The 23,000-nt window shown below is 67.0% G+C and carries 18 protein-coding genes; 17 read left to right on the forward strand and 1 reads right to left on the reverse strand.

The features are described from left to right. Nucleotides 1–86: 86 nt before the first annotated feature. The 11 genes from OKW76_RS04170 to xylA all read left to right on the forward strand — a co-directional run bounded on the left by OKW76_RS04170 (nt 87) and on the right by xylA (nt 13,028). The gene (locus OKW76_RS04170) at nt 87–1,190 is read left to right on the forward strand and encodes a DUF3089 domain-containing protein (RefSeq protein WP_265551401.1); all 1,104 of its coding nucleotides are present in this window, start codon (nt 87–89) and stop codon (nt 1,188–1,190) included. Beyond that, the gene (ruvX, locus tag OKW76_RS04175) at nt 1,187–1,648 is read left to right on the forward strand and encodes a Holliday junction resolvase RuvX (RefSeq protein WP_265551403.1); all 462 of its coding nucleotides are present in this window, start codon (nt 1,187–1,189) and stop codon (nt 1,646–1,648) included. Before OKW76_RS04170 ends, ruvX begins: the two co-directional genes overlap by 4 nt. Before the next feature lie 100 nt (nt 1,649–1,748). Beyond that, nucleotides 1,749–2,039: a hypothetical protein gene (locus tag OKW76_RS04180; RefSeq protein WP_265551405.1), complete on the forward strand. Its 291-nt coding sequence runs from the start codon at nt 1,749–1,751 to the stop codon at nt 2,037–2,039. Further along, complete coding sequence (locus tag OKW76_RS04185) at nt 2,036–3,559, forward strand: methyl-accepting chemotaxis protein (RefSeq protein WP_265551407.1); 1,524 nt, start codon at nt 2,036–2,038, stop codon at nt 3,557–3,559. The genes OKW76_RS04180 and OKW76_RS04185 overlap by 4 nt, the downstream gene beginning before the upstream one ends. 40 nt (nt 3,560–3,599) lie before the next feature. Further along, on the forward strand, nt 3,600–4,589 hold the full coding sequence (locus OKW76_RS04190) for an aspartate carbamoyltransferase catalytic subunit (RefSeq protein ID WP_256507042.1): 990 nt from the start codon (nt 3,600–3,602) through the stop codon (nt 4,587–4,589). Beyond that, complete coding sequence (locus tag OKW76_RS04195) at nt 4,586–5,806, forward strand: dihydroorotase (protein WP_265551409.1); 1,221 nt, start codon at nt 4,586–4,588, stop codon at nt 5,804–5,806. Before OKW76_RS04190 ends, OKW76_RS04195 begins: the two co-directional genes overlap by 4 nt. Before the next feature lie 123 nt (nt 5,807–5,929). Then, nucleotides 5,930–7,066 carry an aldose epimerase family protein gene (locus OKW76_RS04200; RefSeq protein WP_265551410.1) on the forward strand — a complete coding sequence of 379 codons (1,137 nt, stop codon included), beginning with the start codon at nt 5,930–5,932 and terminating at the stop codon, nt 7,064–7,066. Between the two features lie 30 nt (nt 7,067–7,096). Then, nucleotides 7,097–8,899, forward strand: a complete 1,803-nt coding sequence (locus OKW76_RS04205; RefSeq protein WP_265551412.1) for an IlvD/Edd family dehydratase — start codon at nt 7,097–7,099, stop codon at nt 8,897–8,899. 221 nt (nt 8,900–9,120) lie between these two features. Next, nucleotides 9,121–10,254, forward strand: a complete 1,134-nt coding sequence (locus OKW76_RS04210) for a glycoside hydrolase family 43 protein (RefSeq protein ID WP_265551414.1) — start codon at nt 9,121–9,123, stop codon at nt 10,252–10,254. 6 nt (nt 10,255–10,260) lie between these two features. Continuing rightward, nucleotides 10,261–11,721, forward strand: a complete 1,461-nt coding sequence (gene xylB, locus OKW76_RS04215) for a xylulokinase (RefSeq protein ID WP_265551416.1) — start codon at nt 10,261–10,263, stop codon at nt 11,719–11,721. Beyond that, a complete protein-coding gene (gene xylA / locus OKW76_RS04220; protein WP_265551418.1) occupies nt 11,718–13,028 on the forward strand; it encodes a xylose isomerase in 1,311 nt (436 codons plus the stop codon). The genes xylB and xylA overlap by 4 nt, the downstream gene beginning before the upstream one ends. Before the next feature lie 78 nt (nt 13,029–13,106). Here the strand turns inward: xylA and OKW76_RS04225 are convergent, their stop codons facing one another. After that, nucleotides 13,107–14,678: an alpha-N-arabinofuranosidase gene (locus OKW76_RS04225; protein WP_416221857.1), complete on the reverse strand. Its 1,572-nt coding sequence runs from the start codon at nt 14,676–14,678 to the stop codon at nt 13,107–13,109. A gap of 138 nt (nt 14,679–14,816) precedes the next feature. Between OKW76_RS04225 and OKW76_RS04230 the strand changes: the two genes are divergently transcribed. From OKW76_RS04230 to OKW76_RS04255, 6 genes are all read left to right on the forward strand, one after another. Further along, nucleotides 14,817–16,829, forward strand: coding sequence for a glycoside hydrolase 43 family protein (locus OKW76_RS04230; protein ID WP_265551420.1), 2,013 nt, complete (start codon nt 14,817–14,819; stop codon nt 16,827–16,829). Nucleotides 16,830–16,904: 75 nt separating this feature from the next. After that, the gene (locus OKW76_RS04235; RefSeq protein ID WP_265551422.1) at nt 16,905–18,860 is read left to right on the forward strand and encodes a sialate O-acetylesterase; all 1,956 of its coding nucleotides are present in this window, start codon (nt 16,905–16,907) and stop codon (nt 18,858–18,860) included. Continuing rightward, nucleotides 18,857–19,915 (forward strand): glycoside hydrolase family 43 protein, encoded by a 1,059-nt coding sequence (locus tag OKW76_RS04240; protein ID WP_265551424.1) that lies wholly within the window; start codon nt 18,857–18,859, stop codon nt 19,913–19,915. The genes OKW76_RS04235 and OKW76_RS04240 overlap by 4 nt, the downstream gene beginning before the upstream one ends. Before the next feature lie 124 nt (nt 19,916–20,039). After that, on the forward strand, nt 20,040–20,258 hold the full coding sequence (locus OKW76_RS04245) for a hypothetical protein (protein ID WP_265551425.1): 219 nt from the start codon (nt 20,040–20,042) through the stop codon (nt 20,256–20,258). Nucleotides 20,259–20,332: 74 nt separating this feature from the next. Beyond that, nucleotides 20,333–21,775 (forward strand): cysteine--tRNA ligase, encoded by a 1,443-nt coding sequence (gene cysS / locus OKW76_RS04250; protein WP_265551427.1) that lies wholly within the window; start codon nt 20,333–20,335, stop codon nt 21,773–21,775. A gap of 268 nt (nt 21,776–22,043) precedes the next feature. Then, complete coding sequence (locus tag OKW76_RS04255; protein WP_265551429.1) at nt 22,044–22,979, forward strand: D-2-hydroxyacid dehydrogenase; 936 nt, start codon at nt 22,044–22,046, stop codon at nt 22,977–22,979. Nucleotides 22,980–23,000: the final 21 nt, after the last annotated feature.

Genomic DNA, 23,000 nt, shown 5'->3' on the forward strand with positions numbered 1-23,000 from the left:
CCCAAAGCTGCGGTTGCGCCGCGCGCAACGCTGTCGCACGGGGTGTGCGCGGGTCCGCTGGTTCGCGGGCAGGAAGGATTTGGATAGTGGCGCGGAAATTTCTGTACGTGGTGGCGGTGCTCATCATCCTCGCGATCGCAGCGGCCTTTGCCTATCGCCTGTACGGCATCGAGCTGTTGCGCAGGACGATGGTGCCGAGCGCGCCGTTCGAAGCGCTGCCCGAGCCCGAGCCCAATGCCTATGCCAAGCCCACCATGTGGATCGCGCGGCCCGACCGCGCGGGGAACCCTGCGCTTTGGGTGCCGCAGGGGCTGAACGTCGGCGCCAATCCGCCCGCGGCGGTGTTCTTCATTCACCCCACCTCGTATCTCGATCGTGGTCACTGGAACGCGCCGCTCGACAATGCCGACGCCAATGGCCGCGCCGAGATTTTCCTGCGCGGCCAGGCGAGCGCGTTCAACGAGGTCGGCGCGATCTGGGCGCCGCGCTATCGGCAAGCGACCTTCGGCGCGTTCCTGACCAGCGAGGACAGCGCGCGCCAGGCGTTGGCGCTGGCCTATCGCGACGTTCTGGCGGCGTTCGACCAGTTCGCAAAGGAAGTCGGCCCCGATCGACCCATCATTCTTGCCGGGCACAGCCAGGGCGCGCTGCACCTCACGCATTTGCTCAAGGACCGGATCGCGGGCCAGCCGATCGCCGACCGGATCGTCGCTGCCTATGTCGTCGGCTGGCCGGTATCGAAGCCCGCTGACCTGCCCGCGCTCGGGCTGCCCGAATGCGCGACGGCGCAGCAGACCGGCTGCATCCTGTCGTGGCAGAGCTTTGCCGAGCCCGCCGATCCCTCGCTGATCTTCGACACCTTCGACCAAACCACCGGCTTCAACGGCCAGCCGCGCGCGGGAACGCCAGTGGTGTGCACCAACCCGATCACCGGCAATGCCGGCGATTCGGCCGAGGCCTCGGCCAATCTGGGCGCATTGTTCCCGTCGGAAGACCTGACCGAGGCGACGCTCGAGCCCGGGCGCATCCCGGGGCGCTGCGAGGGGCGCGGTATCCTGATGATCGGTACCCCGCCCGACCTCGGCAACTACGTGCTGCCGGGCAACAACTACCACGTGTTCGACTACAGCCTGTTCTGGGGCAATATCCGCCAGGATGCGGCGCGGCGGATGGCGGCGTTCGCGCGATGATCACCACCGACAAGGCGGTGTTCGCCGCGGCGCTCCCTGCTGGCGGGCGGCTGATCGGGCTCGACGTCGGCACCAAGACGATCGGCACCGCCTTCTGCGACGCCGGCTGGAGCTTCGCAAGCCCCGCCACGCTGATCCGCCGCACCAAGTTCCAGAAGGACAAGGCCGAGATCGCCAGCGTCATCGGCAAGCAGGTGGTGCGCGGAATCGTCATCGGGCTGCCGCTGAGCCTAGACGGCAGCGACACCCCGCGCACCCAATCGACCCGCGCGTTCGCGCGGAATGTCGAGGATCTCGCATTGCCGATATTGCTGTGGGACGAGCGCTGGTCGACCGTCGCGGTCGAGCGAACGTTGATCGAACAGGACGCAAGTCGCGCAAAACGCGCTGAATTGATCGACAACATGGCCGCCGCCTGGATCCTGCAAGGCGCGATCGACGCGCTCGCGCATGGCTGAATAAGGGTACGAAAGACCTTCTTGGGCAGTTTACTTCGCACTAACTAGTCGCGGTTACACCGAGCGCGTGTTCCAACGTGCGCGTTTTTCATCCTCTTCGATGCTGATCGGCCAAGCCTTGGTCGCGATCGTTGGCATGGGCGTGCTCGCAGGGCTGCCGCCGCAGCGCGGGCGTATCCTGATGGTCCCGCTCGACGGCACCTCGGCCGGCGCAATGGCGGCATTGGCACGATCGGCGGGCGGATCGCTGGTAGCGACCGGCGGCTGGCCGGGGTCGCTGATCGTCGAATCGCCGCTGACGGCGCTGCGCGGGCAGACGCAGGGGCGCGCGATCCTATTGCTGCGTGCGCCCGGGGCGGGCTGTGGCAGCGAAGCGGTGGAGAAGGCATGAACCAGCTCGACGCATTTCGTCGCCGCGGCTTCGACCTGCTGGTCATCGCCGCCTGGGTCAGCGTAGCGGCGATCGGCGCGATGGGAATGGTCCTTCGCGCGCCTGGATTTGGGATCGTGCTGTCGATCGGGATCGCAGCCACGCTTCCCCCCACGATCGCGCTGCTTCGCGGTCGCCGCGACCCCAATGCGCGGCTGATGCTGGGCGTGCTCGCCGCGTTGCTCCCCGCGCTAGGCGTCTATCTATATGCCGGGCGCGCGTGGCAGATCGATATCCACATGTATTTCTTCGTCGCGCTCGCCGCGCTCGCAGTGCTGTGCGACTGGCGCCCGCTGGTGCTGGCGTCGGTGCTGATCGCGCTCCACCATCTAAGCTTCGGGTTGCTCGCCACCGATTGGGTGTTTCTGGGCGGCGGCAATGTCTGGCGGACGGTGATCCATGTGATCGCGGTGGTCCTGCAATGCGGCGTCCTCGCGTTCCTTGCCATGCGACTGCAGGCGTTGATGTTGCGGCAGCAACAGGCGCAGGAGGACAGCGATGCTGCGGCTGCCGACGCGATCGCGCGCCGCCGCGAGATTGAGGCGGCGATGGAAGCGGCGGCCGCCGCCGAGCGCCGCGAAGGCGAGCAGCGCGAGCGCCGCGAGGCCGCCGAGCGCGACGCCGCCGAGGCGCGCCGCGCCGAGATGCTCGCGCTCGCGGGCAGCTTCCACGACACGATCGACGCGATCGTCGGATCGGTGTCCGCGGCGTCGTCCGAGCTCGAGGCGTCGGCCCGCGACCTGCGGGATATTGCCCGCCGCGCGAGCCGCGAGACGACCGAAAGCGCCGATACCGCGGCGATGTCGTCGGCCAGCGCCGAGGCGCTTGCCGCGCGGATCGCCGAACTGTCGCTGTCGATCAACGCGATCGGTGCCAGCGTCGATCGCCAGGCGCGGTTGAGCCGTGACGCGCGCGACGTATCGACATCGGGGCACGACGCGGTCCGCCACCTCACCGAGCGTACCGAAGCGATTGGACGCTTTGCCGATTCGGTCCATGCGATCGCCGCGCGCACCAATTTGCTAGCGCTCAACGCCACGATCGAGGCGGCGCGTGCGGGCGATGTCGGACGCGGCTTCGCGGTGGTCGCGCAAGAGGTGAAGCTGTTGGCGGGCCAAACCACCGGCGCGACGGGCGAAATCCGCACGCTCGCGACGTCGGTGCATGGCGAGGCCGAGATCGCGCACGATGCACTGGCCGGAATCACCGGCGCCATCGGCGATCTCGCCACCGATGCGGCGGCGATCCGCAGCGCGATCGACGCGCAGCGCGCCACCGCTGCCGCGCTCAAGACCACGGCGATCGATACCGCGGCGGGGGCAACGCAAATGGCCGACCAGATCGCCAATGTGGTGATGGCCGCGCACGACACTGAAACACTGTCCGACCGCGTGCTCGGCGCGGCATCTGCGCTCGCCGAAACCTCGCGTGCGCTGCATGCCGCCGCCGACACCTTCGTCTCGAAGCTCGAAGCCGCTTGAGCTTGCGCGCGCGGCGGGGGCGTTCTAACCGCCGGCCTTGATGTCAGCCTCGGACCACTCCCCCGCCGCCGTCCTGCCCGGACGCGTCGCGTTCCCGCACCGGCACCTCACGGGTATCGGCGGGCTGCAGCCGCACGAGATCACCTTCCTGCTCGACGAATCGGAGCAATGGATCGAGGCGAACCGCGCGCGCGCCAAGAACGACCGGCGGCTCGACGGCGTGACCCAAATCAACGCTTTCTTTGAAAATTCGACGCGGACCTTGCTGTCGTTCGAGATCGCGGGAAAGCGGCTCGGCGCCGACGTCGTCAATATGGGTGTCGGCCAGTCGAGCGTGAAGAAGGGCGAGACGCTGATCGACACCGCGGTGACGCTCAACGCGATGCGCGCCGACGTGATCGTCATCCGCCACGGCAGCTCGGGCGCGGTGCAGCTGATCGCCGACAAGGTCGATTGCCCGGTGCTCAACGCCGGCGACGGCAGCCACGAGCACCCGACCCAGGCGCTGCTCGACGCGCTGACGATCCGGCGGCGGCGCGGCAGCATCGCCGGCCAGCGCGTGGTGATCTGCGGCGACGTGCTGCACAGCCGGGTCGCGCGATCGAACATGCTGGCGCTTGCCTCGCTCGCCGCCGAGGTGCGCGTCGTCGGCCCGTCGACGCTGATGCCCGCCGCGGTCGAGCAGATGGCGGTCACGCGCTTCACCGATTTCGACGCCGCGCTCGATGGTGCCGACGTCGTGATGATGCTGCGGCTGCAGAACGAGCGGATGTCGGGGGCGTTCATCCCGTCGACGCGCGAATATCACCGCCGCTATGGCCTGACCCCCGAGCGGCTGGCGCTCGCCAAGCCCGACGCGCTGGTAATGCATCCGGGGCCGATGAACCGCGGGGTCGAGATCACCTCGTCGGTCGCCGACATGCCCGGCCGGTCGGCGATCACCGAGCAGGTCGAAATGGGGGTCGCGGTGCGGATGGCGTGTCTCGACGTGCTGACCCGGCGCGCGCGCGGCGTGGAGGGGTGGGCATGACCACGGCATTCGTGAACGCGACCTTGGTATGCCCCGAAGGCGGCGTGCGGCCGGGCAGCCTGTTGGTCGAGGGCGATCGTATCACGCGAGTCGGCGATTTCGACGCGCCCGCCGATGCGACGATCGTCGATTGCCGCGGGCGGATGCTGGCGCCGGCGATCGTTGACTTGGGGGTGTTCGCGATCGACAAGCCGGCGTGCCTTGTCGGCGGGATCGTCCGTGTCGGGCTGATGCCCGATCAGTCGCCGATCCTCGACGATCCGGGCATCGTCCAGCGCGCCGCCGACATGGGCAAGCCCGAATTGTGGGTCCATCCGATCGCCGCCGCGACGCGCGGATTGGCGGGCATCGACCTCGCCGAAATGGCGATCAACCAGGAGGCCGGCGCGCGCGCGGTGGCGACCGGGCGCGGCTGGATCGCCGATAGCGGCGTGATGCGCCGCGTGCTCGCCTACGCCGCCGATATCGGGCTGACAGTTGTCGCCCACCCAGAAGATGCCGGGCTCGCTGCAGGCGCGGTCGCGACCGAGGGCGAGACCGCGACGCGGCTGGGCCTACGCGCCGCCCCCGCCATCGTCGAATCGCTGGCGATCGCCCGCGATTTGATGCTGGCCGAGGAAACCGACGCGGCGATCCATTTTCGCCAGGTGACGACGGCTGCCGGCTTCGACCTGATCCGCGCCGCACGTTCGCGCGGGGTTCGGGTGACCTGCGGAATCTCGCCCGCGCACCTGCTGCTGTCGGACATCGCGATGAACGATTTCCGCACCTTCGCGCATCTCTCGCCGCCGCTGCGCTGCGAAGACGACCGGCGCGCGGCGCTTTCGGCGCTCGCCGATGGGACGATCGACGTGCTTACCTCGTCGCACGATCCGCGCGGCCCCGAGGAAAAGCGCCTGCCCTTCGCCGATTCGGCACCGGGCATGTCGGGCGCCGAGACGCTGCTGCCGCTGGGACTCGGGCTGGTGCACGACGGCACGATCACGATCGAGCGGCTCTTCGCGCTGCTCGCGCGTAACCCCGCGCGGATCCTCGGGCTCGACACGGGCATGCTGGCGGCGGGGCAGCCCGCCGACCTGATCCTGGTCGATCCCAATATCGGCGCGCAGATCGTCGCCGACCGGATGGTCGGGCGGGCGGGTAACACCCCGTTCGACGGCTTGCCGGTGCAGGGCCGCGTCAAGATGGTGATGAAGGGCGGGTCGATCCTCGCCTGATTGCCGCCGAACCGAACCCGAAAGCCGCCCCCAAGCGCTTGCCCACCGCGATGTTGTCTGACTATATCCGCGCAGCGGACGCATGGACCGACGCCCGCGCGGGAGAGACGAAGGATGGCGAACATGAAGGCAGCGACGCTGATGATTGGTGCAATGCTGGCCATGACGTCCCCCGGCGGGGCGATCGCCGCCACCGCGACGCGTGAAGCAGCGGGAACGCTCAAGGACGGATCAGTTGTCGAGGCGATCACGCTCAGCAACGCCAATGGCGTCAGCGCGCGCGTGCTGACCTATGGCGCGACGCTGCAATCGCTGATGGTACCGGGTCGCGACGGCAAGCTTGCCGACGTGGTGCTCGGCTATGACGACGTCGCTTCCTATGTCGACCGTCCCAATTATTTCGGCGTCACCGTCGGCCGCTTCGCCAACCGGATCGCAGGGGGCAAGTTCACGCTCGACGGCAAAAGCTATCAGCTACCGCTCAACGACAAGGTCAATTCGCTGCATGGCGGCGACAAGGGCTTCGACAAGATCCTGTGGAAGGTCGTGTCGGTCAGCAGCGGGCCTACCGCCAAGCTGGTGCTGTCGCACCGCAGCCCCGATGGCGATTCGGGCTATCCGGGCAAGCTCGACGTCACCGTCACCTACACGCTCGACGAGACGGGCAATCTGGGCATCGCGTTCGACGCGAAGACCGACAAGCCGACGATCGTCAACATGACCAACCACGCGCTGTTCAACATGGCGGGCGACGGATCGCCGATGGGCGCGACCGACCAGCTGCTGACGATCCCCGCGCGCGCCTACACCCCGGTCAACGCCGCGCTGATCCCGACCGGCGAGCTGCGCCCGGTCGAGAATACGCCATTCGACTTTCGCCGGCCGCGGATGATCGCCGAGCGCATTCGCGACGGCAAGGACGAGCAGATCCGCGTCGCGCAGGGCTACGACCATAATTACGCGCTCGACAAGGGCCTGACCGATACCCCCGAAATCGCGGCACGGCTCGAGGACCCTGCATCGGGCCGCGTGCTCGAAGTGCTGTCGACCGAGCCAGGCGTCCAATTCTACAGCGGCAACTTCCTTGATGCCACGTACGTCGGGAAGAAGGGGCACCTTTACCGTATGGGCGACGGCATCGCGCTTGAGCCACAGAAGTTTCCCGATGCCCCCAACCAGCCGAGTTTCGTCTCGGCGCGCGTCGATCCCGGCAAGCCCTATCGGCATGTCATGATCTATCGCGTGTCGACGAAGCGCTGACCCACCTGCCCGTTTCGCGAAAGACCCTGCATGACTGACACGCCCCAGCTCCGGCCAAAGCTCCGCTCGCGCGCCTGGTTCGACAATCCCGAGAATGTCGACATGACCGCGCTCTACCTCGAGCGCTATCTGAACTTCGGGCTCAGCCTCGAGGAATTGCGGTCGGGCAAACCGATCATCGGCATCGCGCAGACGGGCAGCGATCTCTCGCCCTGCAACCGTCATCACCTCGTGCTGGCCGAGCGGCTGCGCGATGGCATCCGCGAAATGGGCGGCATCCCGCTCGAATTCCCGGTGCATCCGATCCAGGAAACGGGCAAGCGCCCGACCGCGGGGCTCGATCGCAACCTGGCCTATCTGGCGCTGGTCGAGGTGCTGTACGGCTATCCGCTCGACGGCGTGGTGCTCACGATCGGTTGCGACAAGACCACACCTGCCTGCCTGATGGCCGCCGCGACGGTGAACATCCCGGCGATCGCCTTGTCGGTCGGGCCGATGCTCAACGGCTGGCACAAGGGCGAGCGCACCGGCTCGGGCACGATCGTCTGGAAGGCGCGCGAATTGCTTGCGACCGGCGCGATCGATGACGAGGGCTTCATCAAGCTCGTCGCCTCCTCCGCGCCCTCGACCGGCTATTGCAACACGATGGGCACCGCGACGACGATGAACTCGCTGGCCGAAGCACTGGGCATGCAGCTGCCCGGCTCGGCGGCGATCCCGGCGCCGTATCGCGACCGCCAGGAAGTCGCCTATTTCACCGGCCGCCGCATCGTCGAGATGGTCGCCGAGGATCTCAAGCCGTCGGACATCATGACGCGCGACGCGTTCCTCAACGCGATCGTCGTCAATTCGGCGATCGGCGGATCGACCAACGCGCCGATCCATCTCGCCGCGATCGCGCGCCACATCGGCGCCGACCTCGCGCTCGATGACTGGCAGACGCACGGCCACAAGGTGCCGCTGATGGTCAATCTGCAGCCTGCCGGCGAATATCTCGGCGAGGATTTCTACCATGCCGGCGGCGTTCCCGCGGTGGTGGCCGAACTGATGAAGCAGGGGCTGATTCACGAGGACGCGATTACCGCCAACGGCAAGACGATCGGCGACAATTGCCGCAATGCGACGATCGAGGACGACAAGGTCATCCGCCCGTTCGCGACGCCGCTGAAGGAAGAAGCCGGGTTCATCGTGCTGCGCGGCAATCTGTTCGAATCGGCAATCATGAAGACCAGCGTGATCAGCCCCGAATTCCGCAACCGCTACTTCTCGAACCCCGACGATCCCGAGGCGTTCGAAGGTCCCGCGGTGGTGTTCGATGGTCCGGAGGATTATCACGCGCGGATCGACGATCCCGCGCTTGGCATCACCGACAGCCATTTGCTCTTCATGCGCGGTGCCGGGCCGATCGGCTATCCGGGGGCGGCCGAAGTCGTCAACATGCGCGCGCCCGCCTATCTGATCCGCGAAGGCGTGCATGCCCTTCCCTGCATCGGCGATGGCCGCCAGTCGGGCACGTCGGGCAGCCCTTCGATCCTCAACGCTTCGCCCGAAGCGGCGGCGATGGGCGGGCTGGCGCTGATCCGCACCGGTGATCGCGTGCGGATCGATCTGGGCAAGGGCTCGGCTGATGTGCTGGTCGACGACGCCGAACTCGCCGAGCGCCGCCGTGCGCTTACCGAGGCCGGCGGCTATGCCTATCCCGCCTCGCAGACACCGTGGCAGGAAATCCAGCGTGCCACGGTGGGCCAGTTGCAGACCGGGGCAATCCTGGAAGGGGCCGAAAAATATCAGCGCATCGCCCAGACGATGGGCCTGCCGCGCGACAATCACTGAGCTTTGCGCGCGATTCCAGCCCGATGCGCCGGCATCCGCGCGGGGGAAAGCACGCCGGACCGGGACGCCGCGGCGCGCGTCCCGGCGATGGCGCCCTTCCCCCCGCTACGGGGGCACGCTAGGCTTGTACCAACCGGGCGTCCGTCTATGATAGCGCTAACGTAGTTTTAACGAACCATCGATCTCGCAGAAGATCGTGACGATAGGAAAGGATCGAAGGCATGAAAATCGGGCTCCAGGCCAGCGCAATGCTGCTTCCCCTCATTTTGCTCGGCGGCTGCAACGCGTCGCAGACCGCGACCTCGAACGAGGCGGTTGCCAACGAAGCGGGCGCCAACGCGGCAGCGGGTGACGAGGCACGCAGCCCCGAGGGCAAGCGCTATCTCAACCAGCCGCTGGTGAGCGAGATCTTCACCGCCGATCCGTCGGCGCATGTCTTCAACGGCAAGCTGTACGTCTATCCGAGTCATGACATCGATGCGGGCATCCCCGACGACGATCTGGGCAACCAATATGCGATGAAAGATTATCGCGTGCTGAGCATGGACCGGCCCGGCGGCGAAGTGACGATCCATCCGGTCGCGATCGACGTGTCGCAGATCCCCTGGGCGTCGAAGCAGACCTGGGCGCCCGACGCGGCGTACAAGAACGGCACCTATTATCTGTACATGCCGGCGCGCGACAAGGATGACGTCTTCCGCATCGGCGTCGCCACCTCGAAGTCGCCGACCGGCCCGTTCGTCGCCGAGCCGATGCCGATCCCCGGCGCCTATTCGATCGATCCGGCGGTGTTCACCGACGACGATAACGAAAGCTACATGTTCTTCGGCGGCATCTGGGGCGGCCAGCTCCAGCGCTGGGCGAACGGCAGCTATAATGCGCAGGGCGGCGATACCGACCTGAAGCAGGACGACAAGCCGGCACTGGCGCCCAAGATCGCGCGCATGTCGGCCGACATGAAGACCTTCGCCGAAAAGCCGCGCGACGTGCAGATCGTCGATGCCGAAGGCAAGCCGATCCTGGGCGGCGACCATGAGCGGCGCTTCTTCGAGGCGGCGTGGATGTTCAAGCGCGATGGCAAATATTACTTCACCTACTCGACCGGCGACACGCATTATCTGGCCTACGCGATCGGCGACAATCCCTATGGCCCGTTCACCTATACCGGACGGATCATGGAGCCGGTGCAGGGCTGGACCACGCATCATTCGATCGTGAAGTTCGAGGATAAATGGTGGCTCTTCTACCACGACACCCAGCTGTCGAATAAGAACCACCTGCGTTCGGTGAAGATGACCGAGATGACCTTCAACCCCGACGGCACGATCGTCCCGATCAATCCGTTCAAGGACTGATCGGGCATGTTCCTCGGCATCGATATCGGCACCTCGGGCGTAAAGGCCGTGGTGCTCGACGAGACCGGCGCAGTGGTCGGTCAGGGCGTCGCCGCCTTGACCGTCCAGCGCCCGCATCCGCTCTGGTCAGAGCAGGACCCCGCAGCTTGGTGGCGCGCGACCAACGCTGCGGTGCAGGCGATCGAGCCGAGCATTCGCCGGTCGGTGCGCGGCGTGGGGCTTGCCGGGCAGATGCACGGCGCCACGCTGCTCGATGCCGATGACGTTCCGCTTCGCCCGGCGATCCTGTGGAACGACGGGCGCAGCCACGCCGAGTGCGAGGCGATGGAGCGCGCGGTACCCGACCTGCGCAGCATCGCGGGCAATATCGCGATGCCCGGCTTCACCGCGCCCAAATTGCTGTGGGTGCGCGAGCATGAGCCCGAGATCTTCGCCAAGATCGCGACGGTGCTGTTGCCCAAGGACTATGTCCGCTTGCTGATGACGGGCGAGAAGGCGTCGGACCTGTCGGACAGCGCGGGCACCTTGTGGCTCGACGTCGCCAAGCGTGACTGGAGCGATACGCTGCTCAGCGCATGCGGGCTGACCCGCGCGCAGATGCCGGCCCTGTTCGAGGGTACGCAGATCACCGGTACGCTCACCCCGCAGGTCGCCGAAGCCTGGGGCATGCCACAGGTACCGGTGGCGGCGGGTGGCAGCGATAATGCCGCCGGAGCGGTCGGCGTCGGCGTCGTTTCCGACGGCGACGCGCTGTTGTCGCTCGGCACCTCGGGCGTGATCTTCGTCGCGACGCAGGAATTCCGGCCCAACCCCGATCGCGCGGTGCATGCATTCTGCCATGCGATGCCGGGGATGTGGCACCAGATGTCGGTGCATCTATCGGCGGCATCGTGCATCGACTGGGTCGCACGCATCACCGGCGCGGCGGGCGCTGCCGACCTGTTCGCACGCGCCGAAGCCGCCGGCCCAGCCAGCGGCCCCGAACTGTTCCTCCCCTATCTGTCGGGCGAGCGCACGCCGCACAACGATGCCGAGGTTCGCGGCGCGTTCCTGCGGCTCGACAACGACAGCGATGCTGGGCGGCTCTCGCAGGCGGTGCTCGAAGGCGTGGCGTTCGCGCTGGCCGACGGGCTCGAAGTGCTGCGCGAGGCCGGTACCGTGGTCGAGCGGCTGTCGGTGATCGGCGGCGGCGCGCGGTCGCGCTATTGGGGCCAGGTCATTGCTGCGGCGATGGGGGTCGAGCTCGTCTACCTCCAGGGCGGCGAAGTCGGCCCCGCGCTCGGCGCGGCAAGGCTCGCGCAACTCGCGGTCGATGGCGGCGATCCCGCCAAGGTCTGCGTCGCGCCGCCGGTGGCGCACCGCATCGCGCCCGATCCCCAGCTCGTCGCCGCGTTGGCGGAGAAAAAAGCGGCCTTCCAACTGGCCTATCCCCGGATCACCACCAAATCCACGACAAGGAACGCATGATGTCCGACTTCTTCGCCGACATTCCAACGATCAAGTACGAAGGTACCGAATCGACCAACGAACTGGCCTATCGCTATTACGACAAGGACAAGGTCGTGCTGGGCAAGCGGATGGAAGACCATCTGCGCTTCTCCGCCTGCTTCTGGCACACCTTCTGCTGGCCGGGTTCGGACGTGTTCGGCGGCGGCACCTTCAACCGCCCCTGGCATCGCGGCGCCAACGACAGCGCGGCAGCCGCCGAGAAGCGCGAAGTGGCGTTCGACTTCTTCCAGAAGCTCGACATTCCCTATTATTGCTTCCACGATATCGACGTGATGGCCGATGCGGCGAACGTCACCGAACATCGCCGCTATTTCGCCGAGGCGGTCGATCATCTCGAAAAGCTGCAGGCATCGTCGGGCCGCAAGTTGCTGTGGGGCACCGCCAATTTGTTCAGCCACCCGCGCTTCGCCGCCGGTGCGGCAACCAACCCCAACCCCGAAGTCTATGCCTTCAGCGCGCTGCAGGTTCGCGACGCGCTCGAGGCGACGCATCGGCTGGGTGGCCAGAACTATGTGCTGTGGGGCGGTCGCGAAGGCTATGAGACGCTGCTCAACACCGACCTCAAGCGCGAGCTCGACAATTTCGGGCGCTTCTTGAGCCTGGTGGTCGAGCACAAGCACAAGATCGGCTTCAAGGGCACGATCCTGATCGAACCCAAGCCGCACGAGCCGACCAAGCACCAGTATGATTTCGACACCGCGACGGTGTACGGCTTCCTGAAGCGCTACGGCCTCGAGAACGAAGTGAAGGTCAATATCGAGGCGAACCACGCCACGCTGTCGGGCCACACCTTCGAGCACGAGATCGCGACCGCTGCGGCGCTCGGCATCTTCGGTTCGATCGACGCCAATCGCGGCGATCCGCAAAATGGCTGGGATACCGACCAGTTCCCCAATTCGGTCGAGGAGTTGACGCTCGCGATGATCGAGATCATCCGTGCGGGTGGCTTCACCGATGGCGGCTTCAACTTCGACGCCAAGGTCCGTCGCCAGAGCATCGATCCTGCCGATCTCTTCTATGGTCATGTCGGCGGCATCGACGTCGTCGCCAAGAGCCTGCTGGCAGCCGCGGCGATCATCGAGGACGGCCGCGTCGATGCGATCAAGGCCGAGCGTTATGCCGGCTGGGATGCCGATATCGGCAGCACGATCGGCGGGCTCGACCTGGCCGGTATCGCCGATCTGGCAGTCGAGCGTGACCTGAACCCGCACCAGGTGTCGGGCCAGCAGGAGCGGATCGAGAATTTGATCAACCGCTTCCTCTGATCGTCTGCCCCGGCCCCGCTCAGCGCGGGGCCGGGGCCACGTCGGCGCCGCCGCGATGGCGACGCCGAAGCTGCGGCCCTAGCGCAGCGCCAACACCACCACCGACTTCGCCGGCAGCGTCACCGACAAGGTGCCGTTCGCGATCTGCGCGCCATCGAACGCCACCGGCACCAGAGTGTCGGGCCGCTCGAAGCTGTTATGCGCGTCCATCGCCTCGGCGGTGAGGATACGCCCGGTCGCACCGGTCGCCTGCACCCCGGTCATCGCCACCGAGATCGGCATCGGCCGGTTGGGGTCGAGGTTGACCAGCGCGACATGCACCTGCCCGTTCTTGTCGCGCACCGCCGATGCGCTGACCGCCTTCATCGCAAATTCGGCGTTGTGGTAGTAGGGCGATTCAACCTCGATCGGCAGCGTGGTTGCGTCCATCCACGGCTGGTACATGTCGAAGACATGATAGGTCGGGGTCTTCACCATCTTGGCGCCGTCGGTCAGCAGCATCGCCTGCAGCACGTTCACCAGCTGCGCGATCGCCGCCATCTTCACGCGATCGGCATGATGCGCGAAGATGTTGAGGTTGAGCCCCGCCACCACCGCATCGCGCAGCGAATTCTGCTGCTGGAGGAAGCCGGGGTTCGATCCGGGGGTCGGGTCGTACCACGTGCCCCATTCGTCGACCGCAAGCATCACCTTCTTCTCGGGATCATATTTGTCCATGATCGCCGAATGCTTGGTGATGAACTCCTCCATCTGGAGCGTGTGCGCCATCGTCGAGGCCCATTCGCGCTCGGGGAAGCCCAGTGCCGGGCCCTTGTCGCTCCAGTCCTTGTCGCGCGGGCGGGTATAGTAATGCAGCGCCAGCCCGTTGATGTGCTTGCCCGAGATCTTCATGAAGGTCTCGGTCCAGTCATAGTTCGAATCGCTGGGCCCGCTGGCGATCTTGAGCATCGGCCCGTTGGTCGATTTGGCGAATTGCGAATATTGGTTGGTCAGGTCGGCGGCATATTCGGCGCGCATGTTGCCGCCGCAGCCCCATAGCTCGTTGCCGATGCCGAGATACTGGACTTTCCATGGCTGCGAGCGGCCATTGGCGCCGCGCTCCTTGGCGAGCACGCTCGTGCCTGCAGGTGCGGTGAGGTATTCGACCCATTGCGCAGTCTCGGCGGGCGGCGCGCTGCCGAGGTTGGCCGAGACATAGGCTTCGGCCCCCAGCTTCTCGACGAAGCCCATGAATTCATGCGTGCCGAAGCTGTTGTCCTCGGTCACACCGCCCCAGTTGGTGTTGACCTTGACCGGGCGCTTGCCGCGCGGGCCGATGCCGTCGCGCCAGTGATATTCGTCGGCGAAGCAGCCGCCGGGCCAGCGCACCATCGGCACGTTGATCGCCTTGAGTGCGGCCAGCACGTCGCGGCGATAGCCACCCTCGTTGGGAATACGCGAATTGCCGCCGACCCAGATGCCCTCATAGATGCCGGTGCCGAGATGCTCGGCGAACTGGCCGAAGACGTTGCGGTGCATCACCGGGCCCGGCTTGTCGCCCGACAGCGTCGCGGTGGCGGGGGCCTGACCCGCGGCTTGTTGCGCGAGGGCGGCGGGCGCCGCGACCAATGCCGCGAACGATACGGCTAGCCCTAAATGGAATCGCTTCAGCACTTCTCTCTCCCGTTGGTTTATCTGCGATGCGCGCGCGAGCGCAGCATCATTCCGCCTAGAAAACCGATATTGTCCGAGTTAAGCAAGTGCAAACGGTCGCACGACGGACATAACGACCGAACGGGGGAGGATGCGATGGCAGGACGACGTCTGGGGCTGGGGCTCGCGCTGGGCATGGCGGCGACGATCGCCGCGGCGAATGCGGGCGACGGACAGGCGCTGGCGCAATCGGCGACCTGGACCGCCGACAATGGCAACGGCACCTTCACCAATCCGCTGTTCTTCGACGAATTCTCCGACCCCGACATGATCCGCGTCGGCGACGATTTCTACCTCACCGGCACGACGATGCACGCGATGCCGGGGCTGCCGATCCTGCATTCGCGCGACCTGGTGAACTGGAAGTTCGTCGGCTACGCGATGGACAAGCTCGACCTCGGCCCCGATTTCCGGCTCGAGGGCGGCAAGAACGTCTATGGCCGCGGCATCTGGGCGCCGAGCTTCCGCTATCGCGACGGCATTTTCTACATCTTCACCAACATCAACGGGCAGAACAGCCAGATCTTCAGCGCGACGTCGCCGGGGGGACCGTGGAAGCGCACGCCGATGAAGCGCAGCCTGCACGACATGTCGGTGCTGTTCGACGACGACGGCAAGACCTGGGTGGTGTGGGGCTATCAGGACATTCATCTGGCGCAGCTCGACGCGACGCTGACCGACATCGTGCCCGGCACCGAGCGGATCATTATCCGCAAGGGCGAGGGGATGGGCGAAGGGTCGCATTTCTACAAATTCGCCGGGCGCTACTTCATCACCAGCGCCGAATGGGCGAGCCCGTTCCGCATGCCCGCGGCGCGCGCCGATACCTTGACCGGCCCCTGGGAAGTCAATCGCGCGATCAGCATCGACGAGGATTTCGGCCAGATCAACGGCTGGCGTGTCGCGGGCAACAACGAGCCGATCACGCTGGTGCCGCCGAGCACCGCGCGCGGCGCGCTGGCGCTGCACCAGGGCGGAATCATCCAGACCCCGGCGGGCGAATGGTGGGGCTGGTCGATGTTCGAGGGCAATTCGGTCGGGCGGCTGACCGGGCTGTCGCCGATCACCTGGAAGGACGGCTGGCCCTATTTCGGGCTGCCGGGCAATCTCGGGCGGACGCCGCGCACCTGGGTGAAACCCGCGCTGCCCGTCCAACCGGACCGCGCGCCCTATGCGCGCGGCGACCGTTTCGACGGACCCGAGCTCGGCGCGGTGTGGCAATGGAACCATGTGCCGGTCGACGCCAATTGGTCGCTGCGGGCACGGCCGGGGGCGTTGCGGCTGACCACCCTCCCCGCCTCCGGGTTCCTGCAGGCGCGCAACACGCTGACCCAGCGCGCGATGGGACCGCAATCGGCGGCGGTGGTAGAGATCGACGCGAGCGGTCTGCGCGCTGGCGACGTTGCGGGTCTGGCGCTGCTCAACCGTCCGCACGCGTCGATCGCGATCGAGCGCACTGGCGCAGGGCTCGCGCTGGTCGTAACCGACGAACTGCGCGGCGAAATCGCGCGGCAGCCGATGCCGTCTGAGCGCTTGTGGCTCCGCGCCGATGGCGATTTCTCGACCGACCAGGCGCAGTTCGCGGTGTCGACCGATGGCCGCCGCTTCAGCAATGTCGGCACGCCGATCACGATGCCGTACCAGCTGCTGACCTTCCAGGGCGTCCGCTACAGCCTGTTCGCGTACAACAAGGGCAGCAAGCCCGGCGGCCATGCCGATTTCCTCGACTTCGCGGTGAACGAGCCGCGCGCCGAGAGCCGCCCGGCCATCCCCTATGGCAAGCACGTACGCTTCACCCCGATCGGCGCAGCCGGATCGCCGATGCTCGCGCAACCGTTGCTCGTCCAGCAGCATCCGCTCGGGCGCGTGTCGCTGCTGCACGGGGGGCAGGCGCTGACGGTGGCGAAGGACGGCGCGGTCACGATGCGGCGCGCCGATGGCGGCGTCGCGCAGCAATTCCAGTGGATGGAGGCACTGACCGGCGGCGCCCTGCTGATGTCGCTCGAGACCCATCGCTATCTGCACGTCGCCGACGACGGCAGCCTGCGCGCCGACAGCCCGGGCGCGACCGCCGACAACAAGGACCGCAGCCGCTTTTCCGTGCGCTGAGCCCAGAATTATCGTTGCCGGGGGCAACCCGGCATCGTCATAGCACGCAAAAATACCAGCTTTGGGAGTGAGAGCATGATGCCATCCGCCGTACGTCGCCGCTGCTATTGGGCGCTCGCCGCCGCGTCTTGCGCCGTCGCGGTCGGGGCGTCGGCGCAGGTGCCGACGATCGCGACGCCGATGGGCGATCATGCGGTGTTGCAACGCGATCGGCCGATCGTCGTCGCGGGCACCGCAAAGCCGGGCGAACGGCTGACGGTCAAGCTCGGCACCCAAAGCTTGCGCGTACGCGCCGCCGCCGATGGCGCCTGGCAGGCCAAGCTGGCGCCGCAAAAGGCGGGCGGGCCGTACCGGCTCGACGTGACCGGCGCAAACGGTACCGCGAGCGCGAGCGATCTGATGATCGGCGATGTCTGGCTGTGCTCGGGCCAGTCGAACATGGAATATCCGCTCAAGTCGGCGCTCAACGGCGAAGGACTCGTCCAGGCCGCCGGCGATCCCGACATCCGGCTGCTGTCGATGGCGCAGCGCGTCGGGCTCACCGCCGACGAAGCACTGCCCGAACGCCCCAAGTGGCAGGCAGCGACCTCCGAAAGCGCAGCCGATTTCTCCGCCGCGTGCCTGTTGATGGTCAAGGCGCTCAAGGCCGAGGCGAAGGTGCCGATGGGGGCGATCGATTCGAGCTGGGGCGGGACGCGGATCCGCCCGTGGATCGCCGCCGCAGATGCGCGCAAGCTCCCCGACACCGCCGCCGACGTCGACCTGCTCGCGCTGTACGCACGCGACCGCACCGCGGCGATCCGCCAATATGCCGACCAATGGGGCGGATGGTGGCGCGCCAAGACCGGCGACGCGGTCGGCGCCGAACCCTGGGCCGCGCCCGACAAGCGCCAGTGGAAGCCGGTGCCCAGGATCGGCGTCTGGCAGGACTATGGCGACCCGCAGACCGCCAAATCGGGCGGGCATGTGTGGTTCCGCAATCGCTTCGACCTTGCCGCCGCGCCCACCGGCGACGCGTTGATCGAATTGGGCGGGGTCGACGAGATCGATGTCGTGTGGGTCAACGGCGTCGCGGTCGGATCGACCTTCGGCTGGGGAAGCCCGCGCAGCTACACCGTGCCCGCATCGGTGCTGCGCCAGGGAAGCAACGAGGTGATCGTGTCGGTCGGCGACAGCTGGCAGACCGGTGGCATGGTCGGCCCCGCCGAGGCGATCCGCATCACCCCGGCGGGCGGCGCGCCGGTGCCGCTGGGCAAGGGCTGGCGCTATTCGGTCGAGACCGCCGATCTGGGGCGCGCGCCGCGGATGCCGTGGGAAAGCCATGCCGGCGTCTCGACGCTCTACAACGGCATGATCGCGCCGCTCGGCCCGATCGCGCTGAAGGGCGCCGCCTGGTATCAGGGTGAATCGGATGCCGGCATGCCGGGCTACGACGCGCGGATGGCGGCGCTGATGGCCGGGTGGCGGCGCCAGTTCGGCGATCCGCAGCTTCCCTTCGTCATCGTCGGGCTCGCCAATTTCGGCGCGCCACCGACCACGCCGCAGGAAAGCGGCTGGGCGGTGGTGCGTGATGAACAGCGCCGCGCCGCGCTCGCCGATGGTCATGCCGCGATCGTCACCGCGATCGATATCGGCGAGCCGACCGACATCCACCCGGCGAACAAGAACGACCTGGCCAAGCGCATGGCGCAGGCGGCATCGGTGCTCGCTTATGGCGCGAAGCTGCCGCCCTCGGGACCGTTGCCGCTGCACGCGCGGCACGCCGGCAGCGATGTCGTCGTGACCTTCGAAGGGGTAAAGGGCAGACTGGCGGCATCGAGCGCGGCGGGGCCGATCGGCTTCGAGCTGTGCGGTCCGACCAGCTGTCGCTTCGCCGAGGCGCGGGCGCAGGGCAGCACCGTCCGGCTCAAGGGCGACGGCCAGCCGGTCGACCGCGTCCGCTATGCCTGGGCCGATGCGCCGGTCGTGAACCTGTTCGACGAAGCTCCGCTGCCTGCCGTACCGTTCGAGTTGCCCGTAGGAGCCGAATGATGATCGCCGCCAAGCGCCTCACGCTTCGCACCCTTACATCGGCGATCGCGCTGCTCGCCGTAGGCGGTGCGGTGACGCCCGCCGCCACGATCGGCGCGCCGGTGGTGCAGGCGCAGAGCAAGCCCGCACCCGCCCCCGGATCGAACCCGTTGTTCCGCGACAAGTTCACCGCCGATCCGGCGCCGCTGGTCGTCGGCGACCGGCTGTATCTGTATGTCGGGCATGACGAAGCCGAGCGCGACCAGATGTTCAACATGCGCGACTGGCTGGTCTATTCGACGACCGACATGAAGACCTGGACCGACCACGGATCGATCATGAAGGTGTCGGACTTCAAATGGGCCAAGCAGGACGCCTGGGCCGCGCAGACGATCGAGAAGAACGGCAAATTCTGGTTCTTTGCCACGGTCGAGCACGACGCCACGCATCCGGGCAAGGCGATCGGGGTGGCGGTCGCGGACAAGCCGACCGGCCCCTTCGTCGATGCCAAGGGAACGGCGCTGATCACCAACGAGATGACCCCCAAGGGTACGCATAGCTGGGAGGATATCGACCCGACGGTGCTCACCGACGACGACGGTACCACCTGGATCGCCTGGGGTAATCGCCAGGCCTATATCGCCAAGCTCAAACCCAACATGATCGAGATCGACGGGCCGATCCGCGAGATCACCCCGCCGCATTTCGAGGAAGGGCCGTGGCTGCACAAGCGCGGGGGCCTCTACTACCTGACCTATGCCTCGCTCGACCGGAAGACGCATCGCGACGAACGGATTTCCTATTCGACCGCGACCTCGCTCGACGGCCCCTGGACGCATCGCGGCGAGTTGACCGGATCGGGCAAAGACAGCTTCACGATCCATCCCGGAATCGCCGAATTCAAGAACAACTGGTATCTGTTCGCGCACAACGCATCGCTGACGATCGGCGAACTAAAAGGCTCGATCGGTCGCCGCGCGGTGACCGCCGAGCACCTCCAATATGACACCAACGGCTTGATGAAGCCGGTGGTGCAGACCGATGCCGGCATCTCGGTGCCGCCACCTAGCGACTAGCCTCCGCGTGGCTGTTGCCCGCATGTCACGACGAAACGTTCTTGATCGTCGTTGACGCGAAGGCGGAACCAAGCGCGAACCGCCTTGGTTGAAGCGGTCGAACCAGTATCAGGACCTTATCGTAATGCACGTTCAGCACCCCTTCCGCGCCGGCGAGCCCGGCTATCGGCTGCAGGAAATCAATCACTGCCCCGGCTGTGGCGGCTCGCAATGGCTGGTGGGACGGGTGACCGCCGAATGCGCGACCTGCGCGACCGCGCTGCCGATCCGCACTGGCCAGGTGCAGGGCGACAGCGTCTTCCGTGTGTCGAACGGCAGCCGGCCCGCGCGCCTCGCCGCCTGAAGCCTGCCACCTGACGTCCTCGGGCCACGCAAACCCCATTTGCCTTCGCGGCCACGCGCTTTAGACGGGGCGGCATGAACGCCGCCCCCTTGAAGCTCTACAACTCGCTCACCCGCAGCATCGAACCCTTCGCGCCGATCGACCCCGCCGGGCCGGTGCGCGTCTACACCTGCGGCCCGACGGTCTATAATTACCAGCATATCGGCAATATGCGCGCGTTCCTGTTCGCCGATACGCTCGGGCGCGTGCTCCGCTGGAAGGGCTATGGCCTCAAGCACATCATCAACATCACCGATGTCGGCCACCTGACCTCGGACGCCGATGCCGGCGACGACAAGATGGAGAAGGCCGCCGCCGCGCAGGCCAAATCAATCTGGGAAATCGCCGCGCATTATACCCAGGTGTTCAAGGCCGATGTCGCGCGGCTCAACATCCCCCCGCCAGCGAAATGGACCGTGGCGACCGACTATGTGCCGCAGATGATCGCCTTTGCGCAGCGGATCGCGGCGCAGCATTGCTACGAGCTCGACAGCGGGCTCTATTTCGACGTGTCGAGCGTGCCCGATTATGGCCGGCTGGCACGCCAGGCCACCGATGCGGGCGAAAGCCGGATCGACCCGGTCGGCGGCAAGCGCAACCCGCAGGATTTCGCGATCTGGCGCAAGACCCCGGCGGGTGAGAGCCGCCAGATGGAATGGGATTCGCCCTGGGGTCGCGGCGCGCCGGGCTGGCATCTCGAATGCTCGGTGATGAGCAACGCGCAGCTCGGCCACCCGTTCGACATCCACACCGGCGGGATCGACCATCGCGAAATTCACCACCCCAACGAGATCGCGCAGAACCAGGCGTTTTGCGGCTGCACCGATACAGAGCCAGGCTTCACCGGCGCGCGGATGTGGATGCACAACAACTTCCTGGTCGATCGCGCGGGCAAGATGTCGAAGTCGGCGGGCGAATTCCTGACGCTGCAGACGTTGGTCGATCGCGGCATCCATCCGCTGTCATACCGGCTGATGTGCCTTAGCGCGCACTATCGCAGCGAGCTCGAGTTCACCTGGGAGGGCGCGATCGCCGCGCAGACTAGGTTGAAGCGGTTGGTGCAGACCATCGAGAAACTGCGGGCGGCGCCCGAGAAGCCTTCGCGGACGACCGCCGATGCCTATCGCTCGCGGTTCGACGAGGCGCTGTCGGATGACCTGAATACGCCGCGGGCGCTGCCGGTGCTCGATGAATTGCTGGCCGACAAGGCACTGTCGCCTGCCGATCGGCTAGCCGCAGCCGAGGCGTTCGACGCGGCGCTCGGACTGGAGCTGGCGACGCTCACCCGCGCCGATCTGCGCGTCCGTCCGGCGACGGCGACGATCGATGCTGCCGATATCGAGGCCAGGCTCGCCGAGCGCCGCGAGGCGCGCGCCGCGAAGGACTTTGCCCGCTCGGATGCGCTGCGCGACGAGTTGGCAGCGGCCGGGGTCGAAGTGATGGACGGCGACCCGCTGAGCTGGGATTGGAAGCTATAATCCTCCCCCGCCAGGGGGAGCGGGAGCGCGCAGCGGCGAAGGGGGCGCGCGCGATTGCTGCCGTTGGGGGTCCTCCCCCTCCACCAGCTTCGCTGGTCCCCCTCCCCCTGGCGGGGGAGGAATTGTTGATCGCAGTCCGCCGCCGAGCCGTGCCTATGAAAAGCCGCCCGTTGCTCGAACCGACCACCGCGCCCAGGATCGAAACCCATATTCCTCCCCCGCCAGGGGGAGGAATGATACGTCGCACTTCCAGCCATGGACCCCGCCGATGAAAACCCTCCTCCCCGCGCTTGCCCGGCCGTTGCTCGAGCCGCATCTCCCGCCCGGCCTCGACCTGCACTGGTTCGCCACCCGCGCCGAGGCCGAGGCGGCGATTGTCGATGCCGATATCGCCTGGGTCGACATGCAGAACCCGCAGGATTCGGCCGAGGTCGCGGCGCTCGGCGCACGGCTGCGGTGGCTGTCGACGATGCGCGCGGGGATCGATGCCTATGACACCGCGCTGCTCCGCCGGCGCGGGACGGTGATGACCAACGGCACCGGACTCAATCCGGTCGCGGTCGCCGAATATGCGCTGCTCGGCATCCTTGCCGCTGCCAAGCGTTATGACGAGGTCGTCCGGATCGCCGACCGCCACGATTGGCCGACCGTCGCCCCGGGCACCGTCGAACTCGCGGGCAGCAGCGCGTTGATCATCGGCTATGGCACGATCGGTCGGCTGATCGGCGAGCGGCTGGCGGCGTTCGGCGTCGCGGTGACCGGGGTCACGCGATCGGGCCGCGACGGCACGCTGACCCCCGATGGCTGGAAGGCGCGCATCGCCGACTATGATTGGATCGTTCTCGCCGCGCCCTCGACCGGCGAAACCGCGGCGCTGCTAGGCGCGCCCGAATTCGCCGCGATGAAGCGCAGCGCCTGGGTCATCAACATGGCGCGCGGCGACATGATCGCCCAGCCGGCGCTGATCGAGGCGCTCACCAAGCACCGGATCGCCGGGGCGTTCCTCGACACCGTCGATCCCGAGCCGCTCCCCGCCGACCACCCCTTATGGTCCGCGCCCAACGCGCTGCACTCGATGCATCTTTCGGGCCGCAGCCAGACGACGATGTTCAGCCGTGCAGCCACGCTGTTCCTCGAAAACCTCGCTGCGTTCCGCGCGGGCGAACCGCTGCGCAACGTCGTCGATCTCGAGGCGGGCTATTGAGGGGTTGCGGATTTACCCCGA

Source organism: Sphingomonas sp. S1-29 (assembly GCF_026167545.1).
Taxonomy (GTDB): domain Bacteria; phylum Pseudomonadota; class Alphaproteobacteria; order Sphingomonadales; family Sphingomonadaceae; genus Sphingomonas.